Origin of the sequence: Pseudomonas sp. HS6, from assembly GCF_023375815.1 — a bacterium.
In the GTDB taxonomy this organism is placed as follows: domain Bacteria; phylum Pseudomonadota; class Gammaproteobacteria; order Pseudomonadales; family Pseudomonadaceae; genus Aquipseudomonas.
This window is the reverse complement of sequence record NZ_CP067412.1, coordinates 559,536-579,613: the sequence shown is the minus strand read 5'-3', so window position 1 is coordinate 579,613 and position 20,078 is coordinate 559,536. Positions and strand designations below refer to the sequence as shown.

Here is a 20,078-nt window from a genome sequence, read left to right as displayed (position 1 = left end):
AGTCATCCGACTAGCGGGCGTCAAACCCCATCCGCCAACTCACGGCCCGCGTCGCAGCCAATAACCGCTGCGCCGCCGGGCCGTTTTCGTCGGCGTGGAACAACGAGGTCGGGCCGACGATGGTCAACACCGCCGCGATCTGCCCGAGGGCGTTGAATACCGGTGCCGACAAGGCATCGACACCGGGCATCAGCAGGCCGTGCACATGATGCAGACCACGTTCGCGGATCTGTTCGCACAATGCCTCATAGGCTTTTTCGTCCGCCAGCGGGTGAGCGCCAACAGCGATTTCCTGTTCGCGCAATTCGTCGGTTTCCCGATGCGGCAGGTAGGTGCTGAACACCAGGCCGGTGGATGAGCTAAGCAGAGGCAGCACCGAGCCCAGTTGCGTCACCACCGTCACCGCGCGCACCGCCGGCTCGATGTGCACCACGGTTGCGCCCTGATTGCCCCAGACCGCCAAAAAGCAGGTTTCGTTGAGTTCATCGCGCAGTTCGGCCAGCGGCAGGGCGGCGACTTTCAGCACGTCCATACTGTTGAGTGCGGCCAGGCCCACCCGTAGCGCTTCGCGGCCGAGGCCGTAATGGTTGGTGGCGGTGTTCTGTTCGGCAAAACCGCTGGCGATCAAGGCCTGCAGATAACGGTGCACCTTGCTTGCCGGCATCTGCACATGTTCGGCCAGGCGCGACAGCGAAGTGGAGGGCGACAACTCGGCCAGGGCCTTGAGGATGTCGGTGCCGACTTCGGCGGAGCGGACTTTCTGTTTGCCGTTGCTGTCGCTGGTTTTTTCCATGGTGCTGCCGTGTCCCGGAACGAATGGGCGTCTTTATAGCTTGACGCTGGATAGCGAGCAAATTACGTTATGCGTAATTGAATTACGATAAAAATAACCCCGGCGTGCCAAGACCTCTGATCCAGAGCGTCCGGCCATGCCGACTCCCTGTTCAGGAGGCTCCATGAACCTCGATTCAGCCCTGGCTTACCAGTCCGGTTTCGGCAACGAATTCAGCTCCGAAGCGTTGCCCGGCGCACTGCCCGTCGGCCAGAACTCCCCGCAGAAAGCCCCTTACGGTCTCTACACCGAACTGTTCTCCGGCACCGCGTTCACCATGACCCGCAGCGAAGCGCGGCGCACCTGGATGTACCGGATCCAGCCGTCGGCCAATCACCCGGCATTCGTCAAACTGGAGCGGCAACTGGCCGGTGGTCCGTTGGGCGAAGTCACCCCCAATCGCTTGCGCTGGAATCCACTGGAAATCCCGGCCGAACCCACCGATTTCATCGACGGTCTGGTGAGCATGGCGGCCAATTCCGGCGCCGAAAAACCGGCCGGCATCAGCATCTATCACTACTGCGCCAACCGTTCGATGGAGCGGGTGTTCTTCAACGCCGACGGCGAACTGCTGCTGGTGCCGCAACTCGGGCGCCTGCGCATCGCCACCGAACTCGGTGTGCTGGAAGTGGCGCCGCTGGAAATCGCCGTGTTGCCACGGGGCCTGAAATTCCGCGTCGAACTGCTCGACCCGCAGGCGCGCGGTTACGTCGCCGAGAACCATGGCGCGCCGCTGCGCCTGCCGGATCTGGGGCCGATCGGCAGCAACGGCCTGGCCAATCCACGGGACTTCCTGACCCCGGTCGCCGCCTACGAAAACCTGCAACAACCAACCACCCTGGTACAGAAATTCCTCGGCCAGTTGTGGGGCACCGAACTCAATCACTCGCCGCTGAACGTGGTCGCCTGGCACGGCAACAACGTGCCGTACAAATATGACCTGCGCCGCTTCAACACCATCGGCACCGTCAGTTTCGATCACCCGGACCCGTCGATCTTCACCGTGCTCACGTCGCCGACCAGCGTCCACGGCTTGGCCAACCTCGACTTCGTGATCTTCCCGCCGCGCTGGATGGTGGCCGAGAACACCTTCCGTCCGCCGTGGTTCCACCGCAACCTGATGAACGAATTCATGGGCCTGATCCAGGGCGAATACGACGCCAAGGCCGAGGGTTTCGTGCCTGGCGGCGCGTCTCTGCACAGCTGCATGAGCGCCCACGGCCCGGACGGCGAGAGCTGCACCAAAGCCATCAACGCGGACCTGAAACCGGCCAAGATCGACAACACCATGGCCTTCATGTTCGAGACCAGTCAGGTGCTGCGCCCAAGCCGCTTTGCCCTCGACTGCCCGCAACTGCAATCCAATTACGACGCCTGCTGGGCCACGCTGCCCGCCACGTTCGACCCGACCCGGAGATAACCCATGACTCAGAATTCCATCACTCGCAGTTGGGTCGCTTCGGCCAACGGCCACACCGATTTCCCGTTGCAGAACCTGCCGCTAGGTGTGTTCAGCATCAACGGCTCGGCGCCTCGTGCGGGCGTGGCGATTGGCGAACACATCTTCGATTTGCAAGTGGCGCTGGAGGCCGGACTGTTCGACGGCGTTGCGCGCAGTGCAGTTGAAGCCATGCACGGCGGTCAGTTGAACGCTTTCTTCGAACTCGGCCGCGACGCTCGCGTTGCCTTGCGCGAACGTCTACTGGAACTGTTCAGCGAAGGCAGCACCCATCGTGGCAACGTCGAAGCCCAGGGCGCGAAATTGCTGCCGCTGGCTGCCGATTGCCAGCTACACCTGCCGGCGCGCATCAGTGACTACACCGACTTCTACGTCGGTATCGAGCACGCGCAGAACGTCGGCAAACTGTTCCGTCCGGACAACCCGCTGCTGCCGAACTACAAACACGTGCCGATCGGCTACCACGGTCGTGCCTCCACCGTGCGCGCTTCGGGCACCGACGTGCGCCGTCCGAAAGGTCAGACCTTGCCGGCCGGCGCGACCGAGCCGACCTTCGGCCCGTGCGCGCGGCTGGACTATGAGCTGGAGCTGGGGATCTGGATCGGTCAGGGCAACGAGATGGGCGAGTCGATCGCCATCGGCGATGCCGCTGAACACATCGCCGGTTTCTGCCTGCTCAACGACTGGTCGGCCCGTGACATTCAGGCCTGGGAGTACCAGCCGCTCGGCCCGTTCCTGTCCAAGAGCTTCATCACCAGCGTCTCGCCGTGGGTGGTGACTGCCGAAGCGCTGGCGCCATTCCGCACCGCGCAACCGGCGCGCCCGCAAGGTGATCCGCAGCCATTGCCGTACCTGCTCGACAAGCGCGATCAGGATGGCGGTGGTTTCGACATCGAGCTGGAAGTGCTGCTGCTCACCGAAAAAATGCGCGAGCAGAACCTGCCGGCCCATCGCCTGACCCTGAGCAATACCCGCTACATGTACTGGACCGTCGCACAAATGGTCGCGCACCACAGCGTCAACGGCTGCCAGTTGCAGGCCGGTGACCTGTTCGGATCGGGCACCTTGTCCGGCCCGGAAAGCGGTCAGTTCGGCAGCCTGCTGGAAATCACCGAGGGCGGCAAAAAACCGATCGAACTGGCTTCCGGTGAAGTGCGCAAATTCCTTGAAGATGGCGACGAAATCATCCTGCGCGCTCGCTGCGCCCGCGAAGGTTTCGCCTCGATCGGTTTCGGCGAATGCCGTGGCACCGTGCTGGCGGCGCGCTGACAGGAGCGGCTCATGGATCTCTATACCTATTACCGCTCCACCTCGTCGTACCGGGTGCGGATCGCGCTGGCGCTCAAGGGCCTCGACTACCAGGCGTTGCCGGTCAACCTGATCGTACCGCCGGGTGGCGAGCATCGACAACCGGCGTATCTGGCGATCAATCCCCAGGGGCGAGTACCGGCGTTGCGCACTGATGACGGCAAGTTGCTGATTCAGTCGCCGGCGATCATCGAGTACCTGGAAGAACGTTATCCACAGGTGCCGCTGCTGCCCGAGGACCTCGTTGCCCGTGCACAGGTGCGCGGCGTGGCGGCGGTGATCGGCTGCGACGTGCATCCGTTGCACAACGTCAGCGTGCTCAATCGCTTGCGCGGGTTGGGGCATGACGAGCCGCAGGTGACCGAGTGGATCGGCCACTGGATCGGTCAGGGTCTGGCGACGGTGGAGCAGTTGATCGGCGACAGCGGTTTCTGTTTCGGCGAGTGGCCGTGCGTGGCGGACGTGTACCTTATCCCGCAGTTGTACGCGGCCGAGCGTTTCAACGTTTCGCTTGAGGCGTATCCACGGATCCGTCGGGTGGCCGCGTTGGCCGCTGAACATCCGGCGTTCATCGCGGCGCATCCGGCGAATCAGCCGGACACGCCGAAGTAGCATTTGATGGCTCCCGTGCAGCGCACGGGAGCCATTCCGGTTACCCGCAAAAAAACATAAAAACAAAACAGGTACCTTGCGATGCATAACCAGATTGCCAGCTTCCGGGCGGCACTCGACGCCCGTCCTGTGTCCCGATTTCAGTGGTTGCTCCTGATTCTTCTCGCCTTGTTGCTGGTCACCGACGGCTACGACGCCCAAGTGCTCGGCTATGTGGTGCCGGCGCTGGCGCAGGACTGGGGCCTGGAGAAATCCGCGTTCGGCCCGGTGTTCAGCGCCAATCTGCTGGGCCTGACCCTAGGCTCGCTCGCCGTGACGCCGTTGGCCGATCGCTTCGGTGTTCGGCGGATTCTGCTCGCCTGCGTGCTGATCTACGCCAGCCTCACCGTGCTGATGGTGTTTGCCGATTCCCTGAATACCTTGATGATTGCGCGCTTCATCTGCGGCATCGGCATGGGCGGCGCAATGCCCAGCGCCATGGCGTTGATGTCGGAATACTCACCGCCACGCCTGCGGACGTTGATGGTGACGCTGGCGGCCTGTGGTTTTTCCTTCGGCGGTGCGGCGGGTGGTTTTGTTGCGGCCGGTTTCATCGACCGTTTTGGCTGGCAAGCGGTGTTCCTCGCTGGTGGTGTCACGCCTTTGCTGCTGTTTCCGTTCCTCTGGTGGCTGCTGCCCGAATCCCTGCCGCGTCTGCTGCGCGATGCACCGCCGTATGCGCGTCTGCGCAAGGTCACTGCGCGGATGTTGCCGGACTGGCAGCCGCCCGCCGCATCGGTCGAACAGAACGAGCGCGAGCAGGGCAGCAAACTGACCGTGGTGGAATTGTTCCGCAATGGTTACGCACGCCCGACCTTGCTGATCTGGTCGACGTTTTTCGTCAGCCTGATCCTGCTGTATTTCATGATCAGCTGGCTGCCGTCGCTGCTGCTGGAAAGTGGCCTGAAACTCAATGAAGCGAATCTGGTGACGTCGATGTTCCTGTTCGCCGGCACCTTGGGTGCCATCTGCATGGCGTGGTTTGCCGATCGTCTGAAGCGCAAGGTGCGGTTGTTGTCCGGTGTGCTGGCCGGCGCGGCGGTCTGCACGATTCTGCTGGGCCTCAATCACGACAATCCGCGCTATCTGGTGGCCTGTGTGTTTGCGGCGGGCTTCTGCATCATTGGCGGGCAGTTGACGCTCAACGCGTTCGCCAGCAATTTCTATCCGGCGCACGTGCGCGCCACCGGAACCGGTTGGGCGCTGGGGGTAGGGCGTTTCGGCTCTATTCTCGGGCCGCTGTTCGGCAGCCTGTTGCTGGCGATGCACATCCCGGTGGAGCAGATTTTCTTCTTCTGCGCGATTCCGGCAGTGATTGCGGCGTTGTTGATCATTCAGGTGCGCTCGCCTGCAGCGGTGTCAGTCAGTGCACCACCGAATTGGGCGGCAGATGCCCCAGCCGCTCCGTCAGTCGAAGCCGCTGAATCGGGTCGTCACTGAGCAACAAGGCGTGCTCAAGATCGAAGCGCTCGGCGTTCGGGCAGTCGAGGCGCTGGTACAGGCTGGCCCGGGCCAGATAGTCGGAGGCGTTGGCATTGCCCATTTCGAGCACGCGTTCGGCATCGATCAGCGCCGCGATGAAGTCATCGTGGGTCAGGTGCAACTGACGCAGGTTGCGCGACAGGCGCTGTAGCATCTGCAGCGGCGTGGCGGTCAGCAGGTGGTCGGCGTTGAGTTGCATCTGATGGCCGTATTGGCGATGCAGCAGTTCGCGGCAATCGTTCGGATACAAGCGCCGTCCACCGCACGGATCGAGCAAGTGATCGGCCCCGGGCACCTTTAGCAGGAAGTGCCCGGGGAAGTTCACGCCGACCAGCGGTATCTCCAGGCCTCGGGCCAGTTCCAGCGCAATCAGCGCCAGGGTCAAGGGTTGCCCGCGTCGGGTTTGCAAGACCTTGTTGATCAACGCGGCCTGCGGGCGCAACGGCGCGAAATCATCTTGCGCGAAGCCCAGATCGGTCATCCGCCGCAGCAGCGGCTGCGCCAGTTCACTGACCGGCAGCAGCGGCAAACCGGAACTGACGCGCTGTTGCAGTTCTTTGAAGTCTTGCAATAGCGCTTCAGGGTCGACGTGTTTGTCGTGTTCGGCAGCCATCCACAGCGCCGCCTCGAACAGCGCGGGCGGTGAACGGTGCAGACAGTCGAAAAAGCGTTGGCGCGGACTCATCAAAATCTCCGGAGAATGCCTCGTTTTAGCCCCGTCTCTGCCATTCGTCCAGTGCCGCGCCGCTCTGCTACCGGGTTATGCCGCAACGCGTTGGTCGCTGTCGGGCCTTATTCCCGTGCGCTTCAGCAATTTTTGGGCGCAAGCCTATACTGGCGACTACCAGAAGTGATTCGGGGGCCTGCCAATGTTCGCTCTCATGCAAAGCACTCGCCTGGATTCGCTGCACCTTAGCGTTGATCCGGTCTCCGGATTAAAGGCGGTCATTGCCATCCATAACAGTCGCCTCGGGCCAGCCCTGGGCGGGTGTCGTTATCTTGCCTACCCGAACGACGAATCCGCCGTCGAGGATGCCATTCGCCTGGCCCAGGGCATGAGCTACAAAGCCGCGTTGGCCGGTCTGGCCCAGGGTGGCGGTGTGGCGGTGATCGTGCGGCCGGCCCACGTGGAAAACCGCGCCGCGCTATTCGAAGCCTTCGGCCGTTGCATCGATCAGCTCGACGGCCGCTACATCACCGCCATCGACAGCGGCACCTCGGTCGCGGACATGGATTGCATCGCCCAGCAGACTCAGCATGTCACCAGTACCACCTCGGCCGGCGACCCGGCGCCGCACGCGGCAATGGGCGTGTTCACCGGGATTCGCGCCACGGCCATGGCGCGGCTGGGCAGCGACAACCTTGAAGGCTTGCGCGTGGCGATACAGGGTTTGGGCAATGTCGGTTATGCACTGGCCGAACAGCTTCACGCCGCCGGCGCCGAACTATTGGTCAGCGACATCGACCACGGCAAGGTGCAACTGGCGATGGAACAGCTCAACGCCCACCCGATCGCCAACGACGCGTTGCTCAGCACGCCGTGCGACATTCTTGCGCCGTGCGGCCTGGGCGGTGTGCTCAACAGCCACACCGTCACCCAGTTGCGCTGCTCGGCGGTGGCAGGGTCGGCCAACAATCAACTGACACATCTGGATGTCGCCGATCAACTGGAACGGCGCGGCATCCTGTATGCGCCGGATTACGTGATCAATGCCGGCGGGTTGATCTACGTTTCCCTCAAGCACCGTGGCGAAGAGCTCACGACCATCACCGCGCACCTGTCGAAGATCAGTTCGCGGCTGACTGAAGTCTTCGCCCACGCCCAGGCGGAAAAACGTTCACCCGCGCGGGTAGCGGACGAGCTGGCGGAAAAGGTGTTGTACCGCTGAGATTTGTCCGGGCATGAAAAAGCCCCTGAGTCTTTCAACTCAGGGGCTATTCAATTCAGGTGCAGATTACTTTGCAGCCTTCGCCGCTTTGGCAGGTTTGGCTGGGGCTTCTGCCGGCTCAGCCGCGTCTGCCGTCTCGGTCGCTACAACCGGTTCGGCCGGTGCGTTGATCAGCTCTGACAGGGCATCAGGCTGGCTCTTGAACGCCCGGGCGAACACATCGCGGTTCTTCGCCATGAAGATCCCGACTTCTTCCACTTGCTGCTCGCTCAACGAAGGAACGGCTTTTTCCAGCACTTCGGCCAGCAACTCGGCCAGTTCGAGCATTTTGTCATGACGGTCAGCTTCGGCTTTATCCATGAACAAGCGCTCCAGATCTCGGCTGCTGCGGTATACCACTTCGACGGCCATTCACCACCTCACATGCCTTCACATTAAGTTGTCTTTGCGACTACTGTATCTATATACAGCGAAAAGGATAAGCGAATCCCTGCGCTTTGGGTAGTGGCTTTTTAATGTAGACCGGATTCGGATTTTGTCAGGCCTGATGCGCCGCGCAGGTGCGACCAAACGCCACGGCGCGGGTTTCGCGGCGCCTCGCCATGATGGCGTGGCCTCTTTTCTGCATGCTTATGAGTACGTGTGCAATAACCGTCACGTCCAATGCGCAACATCCGCTCGAACCGGGCTAAGGAACCTTCATCGTGAAAATCAACTGGGCCGAGAAACTGCGGCAAAACGTGCATCAACTGGCCGAGTCCCTGGGCAACCTGTTCGTCGAGACCTTCCACTATCTGGCGCTGTTCGCCATTGGCGCGGTGACCGCCTGGGCAGCGGTGATGGAATTTCTCGGGATGCTCGAGGAAGGGCACATCAAGATCGATGACATTCTGTTGCTGTTCATCTATCTGGAACTCGGGGCGATGGTCGGGATTTACTTCAAGACCAACCACATGCCGGTGCGCTTCCTGATCTATGTGGCGATTACCGCACTGACGCGCCTGCTGATCTCCAACGTCTCGCACCACAACCCGCCGGACATGGGCATCATCTACCTGTGCGGCGGGATTCTGCTGCTGGCGTTCTCGATCCTGGTGGTGCGTTACGCCTCGTCGCAATTTCCTTCGGTGAAAATCGAGAAGCCACAACGCAAGCTTGGTGCGGGCTCCGGTGAGCACCCCGAGATCGAGAAGGGCGAGCTCTAAAGACCGATCGATGGCCGATGCTGGCCCTTGATCTGGCGTGGTGGCGGGGTGAGCCCGTCGCCGCGGGTCATGGCCTCCAGGATCGCCATGGCGCTGTGGCCCTGCTCGATGGCGATGCCGAACTGAATGCTTTGCACCAGTCGTTTCAAGCGCTTGGGATCGTTGCGCTGGTCGGCGCTGATCATCCGTTTGGCAACGATCCGGCCGCTGTTGGAAAGGGTCAGCATGATGCTGCCGTCGAGGCCCTGAATGCTCAGGTTGATCTGATAGTCCGGCGCGAAGGCATCGGTAATGATCTGAAAAGGATTGTCCATGATGCGTCACCGCCTGATTGAACGTGCAGTTGTTGACCGGCCTTGATCGGGTTGGTTCGCCAAACCTGACCGTCGGCCATTCCGTGGTCCTGTCTCCTTCAGCGATGTAGCAAGGGACATGCCGGGAATATTGTCGAACAATGAAACCGGCCAAAAAGAAGACGAGCCCTTGGCTCGCCTTCTTCGTTTGCGGCCCGTTTCAGGGCAGAACCGAGTAGATGATCGCTGACAGTGCAATCAGGCCGATCAGCACCACAAACACGTTCGACACCTGGCCCGAATACTGGCGCAAGGCCGGCACGCGGCGGATGGCGTACATCGGCATCAGGAACAACAGGCAGGCAATCACCGGCCCGCCGAGGGTTTCGATCATGCCGAGGATGCTCGGGTTGAAGGTCGCCACGGCCCAGCAGCTGAGGATCATGAACAGCGCCGTCGCACGGTTCAGCCAGCTCGCCGACATCACCCGGCCACGGCCGCGCAGGCTTTTGACGATCATGCCCTGGAAGCCTTCGCTGGCGCCGATGTAGTGGCCGAGGAAGGATTTGGTGATCGCCACCAGCGCGATCAGCGGCGCGGCGTAGGCGATGACCGGAGTCTGGAAGTGGTTGGCCAGGTACGACAGGATCGAAATGTTCTGCGCCTTGGCCGCTGCCAGATCGGCCGGCGACAGCGCCAGCACACAGCTGAAGCAGAAGAACATCACGGTCACCACCATCATGCCGTGAGCCATGGCGAGGATGCCGCTGCTCTTGCGTTCGGCCTGGTCGCCGTAGCGCTGTTTCTGTTCGACGGCGAACGCGGAAATGATCGGCGAATGGTTGAACGAGAACACCATCACCGGGATTGCCAGCCACAGGGTTTTGAAGAATACCGACATTTGCATCGGTTCTTGAGCACTGGCGAAGAACGCGCCGTTCCAGTTCGGAATCAGGCTGATGCCGAGCAACAGTAACGCGGCGACGAACGGATACACCAGCACACTCATGGCTTTGACGATGAAAGTCTGACCGCAACGCACGATGGCCATCAAACCGAGGATCAACGCCAGCGATAACACCGCGCGCGGCGGCGGGGCGATGTGCAACTGGTGTTCGAGGAAGCTGCTCAGGGTGTTGGTCAGCGCCACGCTGTACACCAGCAGGATCGGGAAGATCGCGAAGAAATACAGCAGCGTAATCAGTTTGCCGGCACCGACGCCGAAGTGTTCTTCCACCACTTCGGTGATATCACCGGAGCGGCCCGACAGCACGAAGCGGGTCAGGCCCCGGTGCGCGAAGAAGGTCATCGGGAACGCCAGCACCGCCAGGATCAGCAACGGCCAGAAGCCGCCGACACCGGCGTTGATCGGCAGGAACAGCGTACCGGCACCGATGGCCGTGCCGTACAGGCCAAGCATCCAGGTGGTGTCGAACTTGCTCCAGCCTTTGTGGGCGATTTCGCTAGTGCGTGTGCGGTCTACAGCGGGGTTTTCGGCAGCAGGTGTGCGTACATCGGTCATCGTTTTTGCCTCGTTATTATTCTTGCTCGGGCTCACGTGTTACGGGCGGTCAGGGAGCGCTCCTCAGCACTCCACCCAGCTCACGGCCAGGCCGCCCCGTGAAGTCTCTTTGTATTTGTCATGCATGTCGGCGCCGGTATCGCGCATGGTGCGGATCACCCGGTCGAGGGAAATGAAGTGCTTGCCGTCGCCGCGCAGGGCCATTTGCGTGGCGTTGATCGCCTTCACCGCAGCGATGGCGTTGCGCTCGATGCACGGCACTTGCACGAGCCCACCGACCGGGTCGCAGGTCAGGCCGAGATTGTGTTCCAGGCCAATTTCGGCGGCGTTTTCCAGTTGCTCCGGAGTGGCACCCAGCACATCGGCCAGACCTGCAGCGGCCATGGCGCAAGCGGAGCCGACTTCACCCTGGCAACCGACTTCGGCGCCGGAAATCGAGGCGTTTTTCTTGCACAGGATGCCGACCGCTGCCGCGCCCAGAAAGAACGCGACCACGTCATCGTCGGACGCATCCGGATTGAATTTCATGTAGTAGTGCAGGACGGCCGGAATGATCCCGGCGGCACCGTTGGTCGGTGCAGTCACCATGCGCCCGCCGGCCGCATTTTCTTCGTTGACGGCGAGGGCGAACAGGTTGACCCACTCCATCGCCGACAGGGTCGAACTGATGACGTTCGGCTTGCCGATTTCCAGCAGGCTGCGGTGCAATTTCGCTGCACGACGCGGAACATTCAGACCTCCGGGCAGGACGCCTTCATGGCGTAGACCCTGTTCGACGCATTCGCGCATCACCGACCAGATATGCAGCAGGCCCTGGCGGATCTCGGCATCGCTGCGCCAGGCCCGTTCGTTGGCCATCATCAGTTCGGAGACCCGCAGGTTGTGCTTGTTGCAGAGTGACAGCAGTTCAGCGGCGCTGGAAAAGTCGTACGGCAACACGACGTCGCCGGTCGGCGCTACGCCAGATTCGGCTTCGGCCGCTTCGATGATGAAACCGCCGCCAACCGAGTAGTACGTCTGCTCGAACAGTTGCCCGGATGCACCGAAGGCTGTCAGCGACATGGCGTTGGGGTGGTAGGGCAGGCTCTCGTCCAGCAGCAGGAGATCGTCTTGCCAGTTGAAGGCAATCGATCGTTCACCGGCAAGAGACAGTTGGCAAGTCTCGCGCAGTTGCTGGATGCGCGGGTCGATGGTCGACGGATCGATGCTGTCCGGCCATTCGCCCATCAGGCCCATGACCGTTGCGCGGTCAGTGGCATGGCCGACACCGGTGGCCGAAAGCGAGCCGTACAAACGGATTTCCACCCGTTGCACATCGTTCAGCAAATGCTGGTCGATCAGGGCCTGGGCGAAGGTCGCGGCGGCGCGCATCGGGCCGACGGTGTGGGAACTGGACGGACCGATGCCGACTTTGAATAGATCGAAAACACTGATAGCCATGCTAAACCCTTACAAGCAATGGAGTAGGAATCGCTGCCATTTTTTGTAGGACAAGCGCAATGTCGGCGATACTGCCTACCTCGCTTCAACGTGACTAACGAAACTTCCTAAGTAAGCCTTTAGCAGGACTAAACCATGAGTCGTCAATTGCATGCCCAGACTTACGTCTGGCTGCAGGTGTTTTCCTGTGCCGCGCGGCACCTGTCATTCACCCGCTGTGCCGAGGAATTGCACATCACGCCGGGGGCGGTGAGTCAGCAAATCCGACAGCTGGAAGAGCGGCTGGGCTTTCGCCTGTTTCACCGTCGCGCACGGGGCGTGGAGCTGAGCGCGGAAGGGCAGCGACTGGCGATCACGGTCAATGAGGCTTACGGCAGCATCGATGCTGAGCTGCGTCGTCTGGATGCGGGGATGATCAGCGGGATTCTGCGAGTGCGTTCGATTCCATCGTTTCTCAGCAAATGGCTGACCCCGCGCCTGCCGCGTCTGCAGCAACGTTACCCAGACATCCAGTTGCGGCTGGTGGCCGAGGACAGCAGCGTGCCGTTGCATGAAGGGGATTTCGATCTGGCCATCGATTTGAACGACGGCAGTTATCCGGGATTGTTATCCACAGCCTTGCTTGATGAGCAGATTTTCCCGGTGTGCGCGCCGAGCCTGCTGCGTGGACGGCCACCGTTGCACGGGCCGGCGGATCTGGTGCATTTCCCGTTGCTGCACGACATCACCGCGTGGCGCGGCAGTTATGAATACGCGGAGTGGGAGTTTTATCTCAATGCCATCGGCTTCGATGGCGCCGATGTACGGCGCGGGCACACGTTCAATCGCAACCATTTGACCATCGAAGCGGCGATTGCCGGCATGGGCGTGGCGATTGCCCGGCGCACGCTGCTCAACGATGAGCTGGAGCGGGGGACATTGATCGTGCCGTTCGGGATTTCGGTGCCCAATCACAAGCGCTATGTATTGCTTTACGCGCCGGGGGCGTTGAGCCATCCGGGCGTGCGTGCGGTGCATGACTGGCTGGTAGAAGAGGCGGGGATTTTTCGCAGCCTGCACCCGTTGGGTGATGGCCAATTGTGAGCAGATTTTACAGGGAACTGAGGCGACCCAACTCCCGACCTTACCAGCGCTTTACTCGGTTGTCCGGCTTTTTTTGCGTATGAATATTTATCTTTTTTCAGGGGTTGAAATGTTCGTCAAGCGGGCCGATTGTTGTAATCAAGAGGTCACGAAATCCTGTTCAAGGCCTCTTGCGAGCTAGCTGAAATAAGGGATGAACTATGCAAATCCAAGTCAACAGCGACAACCATATTCAAAGCAGCAAACGACTGGAGGAGTGGGTACGAACCACAATTGAGAGCACGCTCGACCGTTATGAGGAAGACCTGACCCGTGTCGAAGTCCATCTGAGCGACGAGAACGGTGACAAACCGGGTCCCCATGATTTGCGCTGCCAACTGGAAGCGCGGCCAAAAGGCCATCAACCGATTTCCGTCACTCACAAAGCCGATTCGCTGGAACAGGCGATCGATGGTGCAGCCGAAAAACTGGAGCACGCGCTGGAGCACTTGTTTGGCAAACTGCGGGGCAAACCGCGAGCCGCTGTAGTGCCATTTACCAGTAAGGCGAATGACGCGCTGCTGGAGGAAGAGTTTCTGGAAAACGAACAGGCAGCGATCAACAGTTGATACGCTGATTTTATAAGTCACCCAATGAGAAAGGGCCTGCAATTGCAGGCCCTTTCTGTTTTCAGCAGGGATCAGAAGGCAACGGAGGTCTGCACATACACCGTGCGCGGCTCACCCACATACTTGCCCTTGTTGTTGTCATCGAACGAGCGGGTGAAGTACTGGGTGTTGAAGATGTTCTTCACCCCCACCGCCACGTTCAGGTCCGACAGTTGCGGGCCGAAGTCATAACCGGCGCGGCTGCTGAACAGCATGTAGCCCGGGATCTTGCCGGTGCTGCCGTCGGCGCTTTCTTTCGAAGTGTTGGCGTTGTCGGCGAACTGGTTGCTTTGGAAGCTGCTGTCCAGGTTCAGTTTCCATGGCCCTTCGGTGTAACCGACGCCGATCGTGCCTTTGTGTTTCGACGAGAACGGCACACGATTGCCCTTGTTCGGACCGTCTTCGCGAATGGTCGCGTCGACATAGGCGTAAGTGGCGTAGACATCGAAGCCGGCCAGTGCCGGGCTCAAGTCATCCAGTGCGTAATTGACGCTGGTCTCGATGCCCTGATGACGGGTTTCGCCACGGGCGATCACCGAATCGTTGGTCTGGTTACTTTCGTACTGGTTGTCGAAGTTGATCAGGAACGCGCCGATTTCCGCTCGCAGGGCACCGTTGTCGTAACGGGTGCCGAGCTCCCAGGTGCGGGCCTTCTCCGGTTTCACTTCGCCGCTGCTGACGCGGTTGGGCATCTGGCTGTATTGCACGCTGCCGAAGGAGCCTTCGGTGTTGGCATACAGATTCCAGCTGTCGGTCAGGTGATACAGCACGTTCAACGCCGGTAGCGCGGTGTTGTAGTCGCCCTTGTATTTGACGTTGGTCAGGTTGTTGGTCTGTTGCGACTCGATCATCTCGTAGCGCACGCCCGGGGTGATCGTCCACTTGCCGATGTCGATGCGGTCATCGACGAAGAACGCATTGGCCTCGGTGCCGCCACGGGTGTCGCGGTCATTGCGGCTGTTGGTGGTCGGGTATTCATTGCTGGCAATCGGGGTGCGATAGCGCAACTCGTGACCGGCCTCGTTGATGTATCGATAACCGACGCCGACCTCATGGCTGGTCGGGCCAAGGTCGAAGCCTTGGGCGAATCGGGTTTCCAGACCGCGTACCCAGTATTCGCGCGGCGACAGCGACAGGAAGGTGCCCTGATCCAGATAACCGCTCCGCAGAGTCTTGGTGAAGAAGGTGTTGGCGGTAAATTCGCGGCGATCTTCCTGATAGCGATAGCCGAAATTGAACATCGTGCGACGGCCCCAGAACTGGTCTTTCGGGCGGGTCGACTGATACGGGTCGGCATCGTAGTCAGCGACATTCAGACCGCCAGGCATGTCGGCCTTGCCTTCGTAATACTGGGCCATGGCGTTGAAGCTGTTGGCTTCGTCGAGCTGGTATTTGCCCTTGAGGATCAGGTCGTCGATTTCCGTGTCGCTGTGTTCGCGCCAGTCGCCTCCGCGCGTGCCGGAGTACAGCAACGCGCCGCCCAGACCGTTGGCATTGGTGCCACCGGCCAGCAGATTGGCGCTGGTCTTGAAGCCGTCATGGCTGGACGATGGACTGGTTTCAGTTTGGAAACCGCCCTTGACCGTCGCCTCATCCGGAATCGCCCGGGTCACGAAGTTGACCACACCGCCGACGTTCTGCGGGCCGTAACGCACGGCGCCGCCGCCGCGCACCACGTCCACCGCGTCCATGTTGCCCATGCTGATCGGCGCGAACGACAACTGTGGTTGACCGTAAGGTGCGAATGGCACCGGGATGCCGTCCATCAACACCGTCGAACGTGCAGCCAGACGCGGGTTGAGGCCGCGAATGCCGAAGTTCAGCGCCATGTCGTGGCTGCCGGTGCCGTTGTTTTCCGGGGCGTTGACCCCGGGAATGCGATTGAGCACATCGCGGGCCTGAGTCGCGCCCTGGCGTTCGAATTCTTCGCGGCGGATCACGTCACGGGCGCCGGGATGTTCGAAGACGTTGACCTGCGCGGCTTCGCCCAGCCAGTCGCCGACCACTTTCGAGGTGTCCAGCTCCAGGGCGCTGTCGTTCGATGGCTGCAGGCTGAAAGCGTTGCCGCCCTCGGCGCGGGCTTGCAGGCCGGTGCCTTCAAGCAGCGCGTTCAGACCTTGTTCCGCGGTGTAGCTGCCTTCCAGCCCACGGCTTTGCACTCCGCTGGTGACCTGCGAGCCAAAGGAAATCAGCACCCCGGCTTCACGGCCGAACTGGTTGAGGGCGTTTTCCAGCGATGACGGGGCGATGTGGTAAGCCTTGGTTTCGGCGGCCTGCGCAAGGGGCAGGGCGCTGAAGCTCAGGCTGGCGCCGAGGACAAGATTGCGCAGGGTTCGGGCCAGTGGCGTGAGGCGGGTGGGGTGCATGGAGGACGGTCCTGAGAAGGTTGAATCAAGGGGGCTTTCCTTCTCTGTCACGCCAGATCTGAAAAACGGCTCATTTATTTTTGCGGTTGATCAAACCTTGGCTTCGACAGTCACCCAGTAACGGGTAAAACGCTTCACTTTCACCGGCAGGCTGATTTCCAGCAGATCGAGAATCCGCTCGCTGTCGTCCAGTGGATAAGTCCCGGAGATCAGCAAGTCCGCCACTTTCGCATCGCAATTGAGCTGCCCGCGACGGTAGCGGCCAAGTTCGTCGAGGAAATCGCCAAGACGCATGTGCGCGGCCACGAGCATGCCGTCGGCCCAGGCGCCGCTGTTGGCGTCCAGCGGTTTGGCTTCACCGATGGCGGTTGTGCTGAAGCTCAATTGTCGGGCGACCGGCAGCAGCATCGGCGCGCGCCCCTGTGTGTTGAGTTCGACCCGACCTTCAAACATTGCAACCTGCGTGCGGTCGGCAAACTGCCGCACGTTGATCCGCGCGCCTTGAGTTTTCAGCACGCCTTGTGCGGTTTGCACTTCGAAGGATTGAGTGGCGGTCAGCAGCATTTCGCCTTCGAGCAGACTGATCAGACCATCGCCCCGGACATCCGCCGCACTCGCGGTGTTGAGTTGCAACTGGCCGCCAGCACCAAGCGATATCTTGCGTCGCTGACCGATCGGGCTGCGGTAATCGGCCAGCAGTGACGGCAACGGATTGTGCTCGCGCATCCCCCAGGTGACCGCCGAGCCGGCGCCGAGAAGCAGCAACAATTTGAGTGCCTGACGCCGACTGCCGGACTTTGGCGCGTTCAACGCGGCATGAGCCAGTGGCGAAGACAAACCCCGCAACCGCGAATTGACCCGCTGAATGTGTTCCCACGCACGGCGGTGTTCGCTGTGGGCGTCGATCCATTGCTGCCAGGCTTGTTGCTGGCGCGGATTCAACGGGCCCTGCTGCATTTCCAGCAACCAGTTCACGGCCTGTTCAGCGACCTGCGAGGAAAAATCCATCGGCGGGTTCACAGGGCGAAGTAGCAGCGCATCGCCGCTTTATTCAGATGACGTTTGACCGTGGCCACGGAGATGCTCAGTTCAGCAGCGATCTGCGGATAGGTCAGGCCGTCGACCTGTGCCAGCAGAAATGCACGTTTGACTGCATGCGGCAAACCGTCGAGTAGCTGATCCAGCTCCATCAGAGTTTGCAAAATGATCGCTTTCTCTTCTTCCGAAGGCGCGACCACTTCCGGCATCTGCGCGAGGGTGTCGAGGTAGGCGCGTTCCAGATCCTGGCGGCGGTAATGGTTGAACAACACACGCTTGGCCAGGGTGGTGAGAAATGCGCGGGGCTCGATGATCACCGGCGGCTCGCGGGCGGTCAGCACCCGGATGAAGGTGTCCTGGGCCAGATCGGCGGCGCTGTCCGGGCAGCCGAGTTTGCGCCGCAGCCAGCCGGTGAGCCAGCTGTGGTGGGCCTGATACAGCGATTCGACGGGATGGGCGGACGACAACGGCATCACTCCGGGCGCATGCGGGATGCGTTAGAGAACAAGAATGGTTCGCATTGTAGGGCCGTGAATGCATGCCGGCAATCAGACTCTTTTGCGTATGAGAATATTTATCATTAATATCGCATGCCTGTCGTCTCGGCCTGTTGGTCGGGCGTTAACCGTTTCAGGGTCGAAACATGAAAGCCAAACTCGCCGCACTCCCCATGTCCTATCGTCTGGCCGTCACTTCGCGGGTGCTCGCGGCAGTGTTTGGCGGCTATCTGGTCGCGGCGCTGGCCAGTGTCACGCTGACGCTGTGGCTGCCGCTGAACCGCGCTGAAGCGGTCATCACCGGTATGACTGTTTCTTTTCTGGTCTATCTGGTGGCGGTGCTCTGGTGCTTCGCCTGCCGTAGTGCCTGGGCGGCGTGGGTCGGCTTGCTGGTGCCGAGCGTGATTTTGGCGACGATCTCCGGCGCCGCTCGTGGCTTGGGTTACGCATGAAAGAGGGTTTCCGTCAGGCGATGGCCTGGCTGCACACCTGGACCGGGCTGGTCTTCGGCTGGCTGCTGTTCGCGATTTTCCTGACCGGGACGCTGGCCTATTTCAAGGATGAGACCAACCACTGGATGCAGCCGGAAATCCCGTCGCGCCCGCTCAATGCCGAAGTGAGCCTGACGCTGGCCCAGCACTATCTTCAACAACATGCCCCCGACGCGTCACGTTGGGTCATTGGCCTGCCCGACGCCCGTGATCCAGGTCTGAATGTGCGCTGGCAACAAGCGCCAGCCCAACCCGGCGAGCGCGGCAAATTCATCCGCAAGACGCTTGATGCGCAAACGGGTGCAGAAGTACTACCTAGAGAAAGCATGGGTGGCGAGTTCTTCTACCGTTTCCACTTCCAGCTGCAAATGCCTTACCCGTGGGGCCGCTGGCTGGCGACCAGCGCCGCGATGGTGATGTTCATCGCGCTGATCACTGGCATCATCACCCACAAGAAAATCTTCAAGGACTTCTTCACCTTCCGCCCGCGCAAGGGCCAGCGTTCCTGGCTCGATGGGCATAACGCAGTGGGTGTTCTGGTGTTGCCATTTCATTTGATGATCACCTACAGCAGCCTGGTGATCTTCATGTCGATGGTGATGCCGGCCAGCATTATGGCGACTTACGGCAATAACCTCGGTGCGTTTTTCGAGGAAGCGTTCCCTGAAACACCCACTCCGGAACGCTCAGGTCAGCCAGCAACCCTCCCGTCGCTGACGCCACTGTTGATACGAGCCAATGAGCACTGGCCCGGTGGCCATGTAGCGTACGTGACCGTGAACAATCCGGGCGATGCCAATGCGTCGGCGGTGCTGTCCCGGGCGAGTGGCGATCAGGTGGTCTACGAGTACGGCAATGACATGACTTTTAACGCGGTCACCGGGCAACTGCTCGGCAGCACGCCGGACAAAGCATTGCCGATGGCGATTGCCGGAGGCTTCTACGGATTGCACATGGGCAGGTTCGCCACGCCTGTACTGCGTTGGCTGTACTTCATCTGTGGCTTGGCCGGCACCGCGATGATCGGCACCGGACTGGTGATCTGGCTCGGCAAACGACAGCTCAAACATGCCAAAAGTGGCGTGATGCCGTTCGAACTGCGGCTGGTGGAGGTTTTGAATATCGCCAGCATGGCCGGCCTTGTTTCAGCCGTGGCGGCGTTCTTCTGGGCCAATCGTCTGTTGCCTATCGGTCTTGCCGGACGTGCGGATTGGGAAGTGAACGCATTCTTTATCGTCTGGGGTCTTAGTGTGGTGCATGCGCTGTTGCGTCCGGGCCGCAAGGCCTGGATCGAACAGCTCATATTGGCTGCCGTGCTGTTTGCAGCGCTGCCACTGCTCAATGCCCTGACCACCTCCCATCACTTCGGTGCGACGTTGATCCAGCACGATTGGGCAATGGCCGGTTTTGATCTGACGTGTCTGGCGAGCGGCTTGTTCCTGGCCTGGGGCGCATGGAAAGTGCAGCGCGCAGGACTGGATTTCGCTGTGAGAAAACCGCGCCGCGAAACCACCCGGCCGATCATCCTCGAGCAAGGGGCGAACTGAATGCTGTTGGCGTTTTTGCTTTGTTACGCAGGTTTCACGGCGCTGTGCCTGGCGATGCCCCGTCACCATGACGAAGTGCTTGGAGGCAAACCTTCGGTCCATCGACGTCGCGGCCTGACACTCGGCGGATGGATTTTACTCAGTCTGTCGCTGTGGGCTGCCGTTACCGGCCATGGCTGGAATTTCGGTCTGGTCGACTGGTTCGCCGTGTTGATGCTCAGTGCATTGGCACTGGTTCTGTTGCTGCCTTATCGCCCGCGTCTGGCGTTGGCATTGGCCGGGCTGAGCCTGCTGACAAGCCCGGTCGCGGCCTGGGCGTCGAACTGAC

Annotated in this window: 19 protein-coding genes and 1 pseudogene; 11 read left to right on the top strand and 9 right to left on the bottom strand. The window is 60.9% G+C overall.

All coding sequences use genetic code 11. The annotated features are described in order from the left end of the window. Nucleotides 1-10: 10 nt before the first annotated feature. A complete protein-coding gene (locus JJN09_RS02790; protein WP_249485481.1) occupies nt 11-793 on the bottom strand; it encodes an IclR family transcriptional regulator in 783 nt (260 codons plus the stop codon). A gap of 163 nt (nt 794-956) precedes the next feature. Between JJN09_RS02790 and hmgA the strand changes: the two genes are divergently transcribed. From hmgA to JJN09_RS02770, 4 genes are all read left to right on the top strand, one after another. Next, on the top strand, nt 957-2,252 hold the full coding sequence (hmgA, locus tag JJN09_RS02785; RefSeq protein WP_249485480.1) for a homogentisate 1,2-dioxygenase: 1,296 nt from the start codon (nt 957-959) through the stop codon (nt 2,250-2,252). Between the two features lie 3 nt (nt 2,253-2,255). Beyond that, nucleotides 2,256-3,560, top strand: coding sequence for a fumarylacetoacetase (gene fahA, locus JJN09_RS02780; protein ID WP_249485479.1), 1,305 nt, complete (start codon nt 2,256-2,258; stop codon nt 3,558-3,560). Between the two features lie 12 nt (nt 3,561-3,572). Further along, the gene (maiA, locus tag JJN09_RS02775) at nt 3,573-4,211 is read left to right on the top strand and encodes a maleylacetoacetate isomerase (RefSeq protein WP_249485477.1); all 639 of its coding nucleotides are present in this window, start codon (nt 3,573-3,575) and stop codon (nt 4,209-4,211) included. Between the two features lie 81 nt (nt 4,212-4,292). Next, nucleotides 4,293-5,690 carry an aromatic acid/H+ symport family MFS transporter gene (locus tag JJN09_RS02770; protein WP_249485474.1) on the top strand — a complete coding sequence of 466 codons (1,398 nt, stop codon included), beginning with the start codon at nt 4,293-4,295 and terminating at the stop codon, nt 5,688-5,690. Here the strand turns inward: JJN09_RS02770 and JJN09_RS02765 are convergent. Then, nucleotides 5,614-6,417 (bottom strand): SirB1 family protein, encoded by an 804-nt coding sequence (locus JJN09_RS02765; RefSeq protein WP_249485473.1) that lies wholly within the window; start codon nt 6,415-6,417, stop codon nt 5,614-5,616. The genes JJN09_RS02770 and JJN09_RS02765 overlap by 77 nt on opposite strands. 184 nt (nt 6,418-6,601) lie before the next feature. Between JJN09_RS02765 and JJN09_RS02760 the strand changes: the two genes are divergently transcribed. Next, nucleotides 6,602-7,621 (top strand): Glu/Leu/Phe/Val dehydrogenase dimerization domain-containing protein, encoded by a 1,020-nt coding sequence (locus JJN09_RS02760; protein WP_249485472.1) that lies wholly within the window; start codon nt 6,602-6,604, stop codon nt 7,619-7,621. 171 nt (nt 7,622-7,792) lie between these two features. Here the strand turns inward: JJN09_RS02760 and JJN09_RS02755 are convergent. Beyond that, nucleotides 7,793-8,032 (bottom strand): annotated as a pseudogene (locus tag JJN09_RS02755) (YebG family protein); the annotation flags it as partial. A gap of 293 nt (nt 8,033-8,325) precedes the next feature. Between JJN09_RS02755 and JJN09_RS02750 the strand changes: the two are divergent. Beyond that, entirely contained in the window at nt 8,326-8,826 is a 501-nt protein-coding gene (locus JJN09_RS02750; protein ID WP_003221775.1) for a phosphate-starvation-inducible protein PsiE, read from the top strand. Here JJN09_RS02750 and JJN09_RS02745 read toward each other — a convergent pair. From JJN09_RS02745 to JJN09_RS02735, 3 genes are all read right to left on the bottom strand, one after another. Further along, entirely contained in the window at nt 8,823-9,140 is a 318-nt protein-coding gene (locus JJN09_RS02745; RefSeq protein ID WP_096819085.1) for a DUF3509 domain-containing protein, read from the bottom strand. The two genes, JJN09_RS02750 and JJN09_RS02745, sit on opposite strands and share 4 nt — an antisense overlap. Nucleotides 9,141-9,339: 199 nt before the next feature. Then, nucleotides 9,340-10,641, bottom strand: coding sequence for an HAAAP family serine/threonine permease (locus tag JJN09_RS02740; protein ID WP_249485471.1), 1,302 nt, complete (start codon nt 10,639-10,641; stop codon nt 9,340-9,342). A gap of 63 nt (nt 10,642-10,704) precedes the next feature. Further along, a complete protein-coding gene (locus JJN09_RS02735; protein WP_249485470.1) occupies nt 10,705-12,081 on the bottom strand; it encodes an L-serine ammonia-lyase in 1,377 nt (458 codons plus the stop codon). 135 nt (nt 12,082-12,216) lie between these two features. On the opposite strand from JJN09_RS02735, the gene JJN09_RS02730 reads away from it, so the two are divergent. Together JJN09_RS02730 and JJN09_RS02725 are read left to right on the top strand one after the other, a co-directional pair. Then, the gene (locus tag JJN09_RS02730; protein WP_102619474.1) at nt 12,217-13,164 is read left to right on the top strand and encodes a LysR substrate-binding domain-containing protein; all 948 of its coding nucleotides are present in this window, start codon (nt 12,217-12,219) and stop codon (nt 13,162-13,164) included. Nucleotides 13,165-13,364: 200 nt separating this feature from the next. Then, a complete protein-coding gene (locus tag JJN09_RS02725; RefSeq protein WP_096819094.1) occupies nt 13,365-13,772 on the top strand; it encodes an HPF/RaiA family ribosome-associated protein in 408 nt (135 codons plus the stop codon). A 71-nt stretch (nt 13,773-13,843) separates the two neighbouring features. Here JJN09_RS02725 and fecA read toward each other — a convergent pair whose 3' ends face one another. The 3 genes from fecA to JJN09_RS02710 all read right to left on the bottom strand — a co-directional run bounded on the left by fecA (nt 13,844) and on the right by JJN09_RS02710 (nt 17,682). Further along, nucleotides 13,844-16,177, bottom strand: a complete 2,334-nt coding sequence (gene fecA / locus JJN09_RS02720) for a TonB-dependent Fe(3+) dicitrate receptor FecA (RefSeq protein ID WP_249485466.1) — start codon at nt 16,175-16,177, stop codon at nt 13,844-13,846. Nucleotides 16,178-16,267: 90 nt separating this feature from the next. Continuing rightward, nucleotides 16,268-17,197, bottom strand: a complete 930-nt coding sequence (locus tag JJN09_RS02715) for a DUF4880 domain-containing protein (protein ID WP_249485464.1) — start codon at nt 17,195-17,197, stop codon at nt 16,268-16,270. Further along, on the bottom strand, nt 17,194-17,682 hold the full coding sequence (locus JJN09_RS02710) for a sigma-70 family RNA polymerase sigma factor (protein ID WP_249490883.1): 489 nt from the start codon (nt 17,680-17,682) through the stop codon (nt 17,194-17,196). Before JJN09_RS02710 ends, JJN09_RS02715 begins: the two co-directional genes overlap by 4 nt. Before the next feature lie 176 nt (nt 17,683-17,858). On the opposite strand from JJN09_RS02710, the gene JJN09_RS02705 reads away from it, so the two are divergent. Genes JJN09_RS02705 through JJN09_RS02695 form a run of 3 tightly spaced genes read left to right on the top strand, consistent with a single transcriptional unit; the run spans nt 17,859 to nt 20,077 of the window. Further along, nucleotides 17,859-18,164 (top strand): DUF3649 domain-containing protein, encoded by a 306-nt coding sequence (locus JJN09_RS02705; RefSeq protein WP_249485461.1) that lies wholly within the window; start codon nt 17,859-17,861, stop codon nt 18,162-18,164. Next, nucleotides 18,161-19,750 carry a PepSY domain-containing protein gene (locus JJN09_RS02700; RefSeq protein ID WP_249485459.1) on the top strand — a complete coding sequence of 530 codons (1,590 nt, stop codon included), beginning with the start codon at nt 18,161-18,163 and terminating at the stop codon, nt 19,748-19,750. Before JJN09_RS02705 ends, JJN09_RS02700 begins: the two co-directional genes overlap by 4 nt. Further along, the gene (locus tag JJN09_RS02695) at nt 19,751-20,077 is read left to right on the top strand and encodes a DUF3325 domain-containing protein (RefSeq protein WP_249485457.1); all 327 of its coding nucleotides are present in this window, start codon (nt 19,751-19,753) and stop codon (nt 20,075-20,077) included. Nucleotide 20,078: the final 1 nt, after the last annotated feature.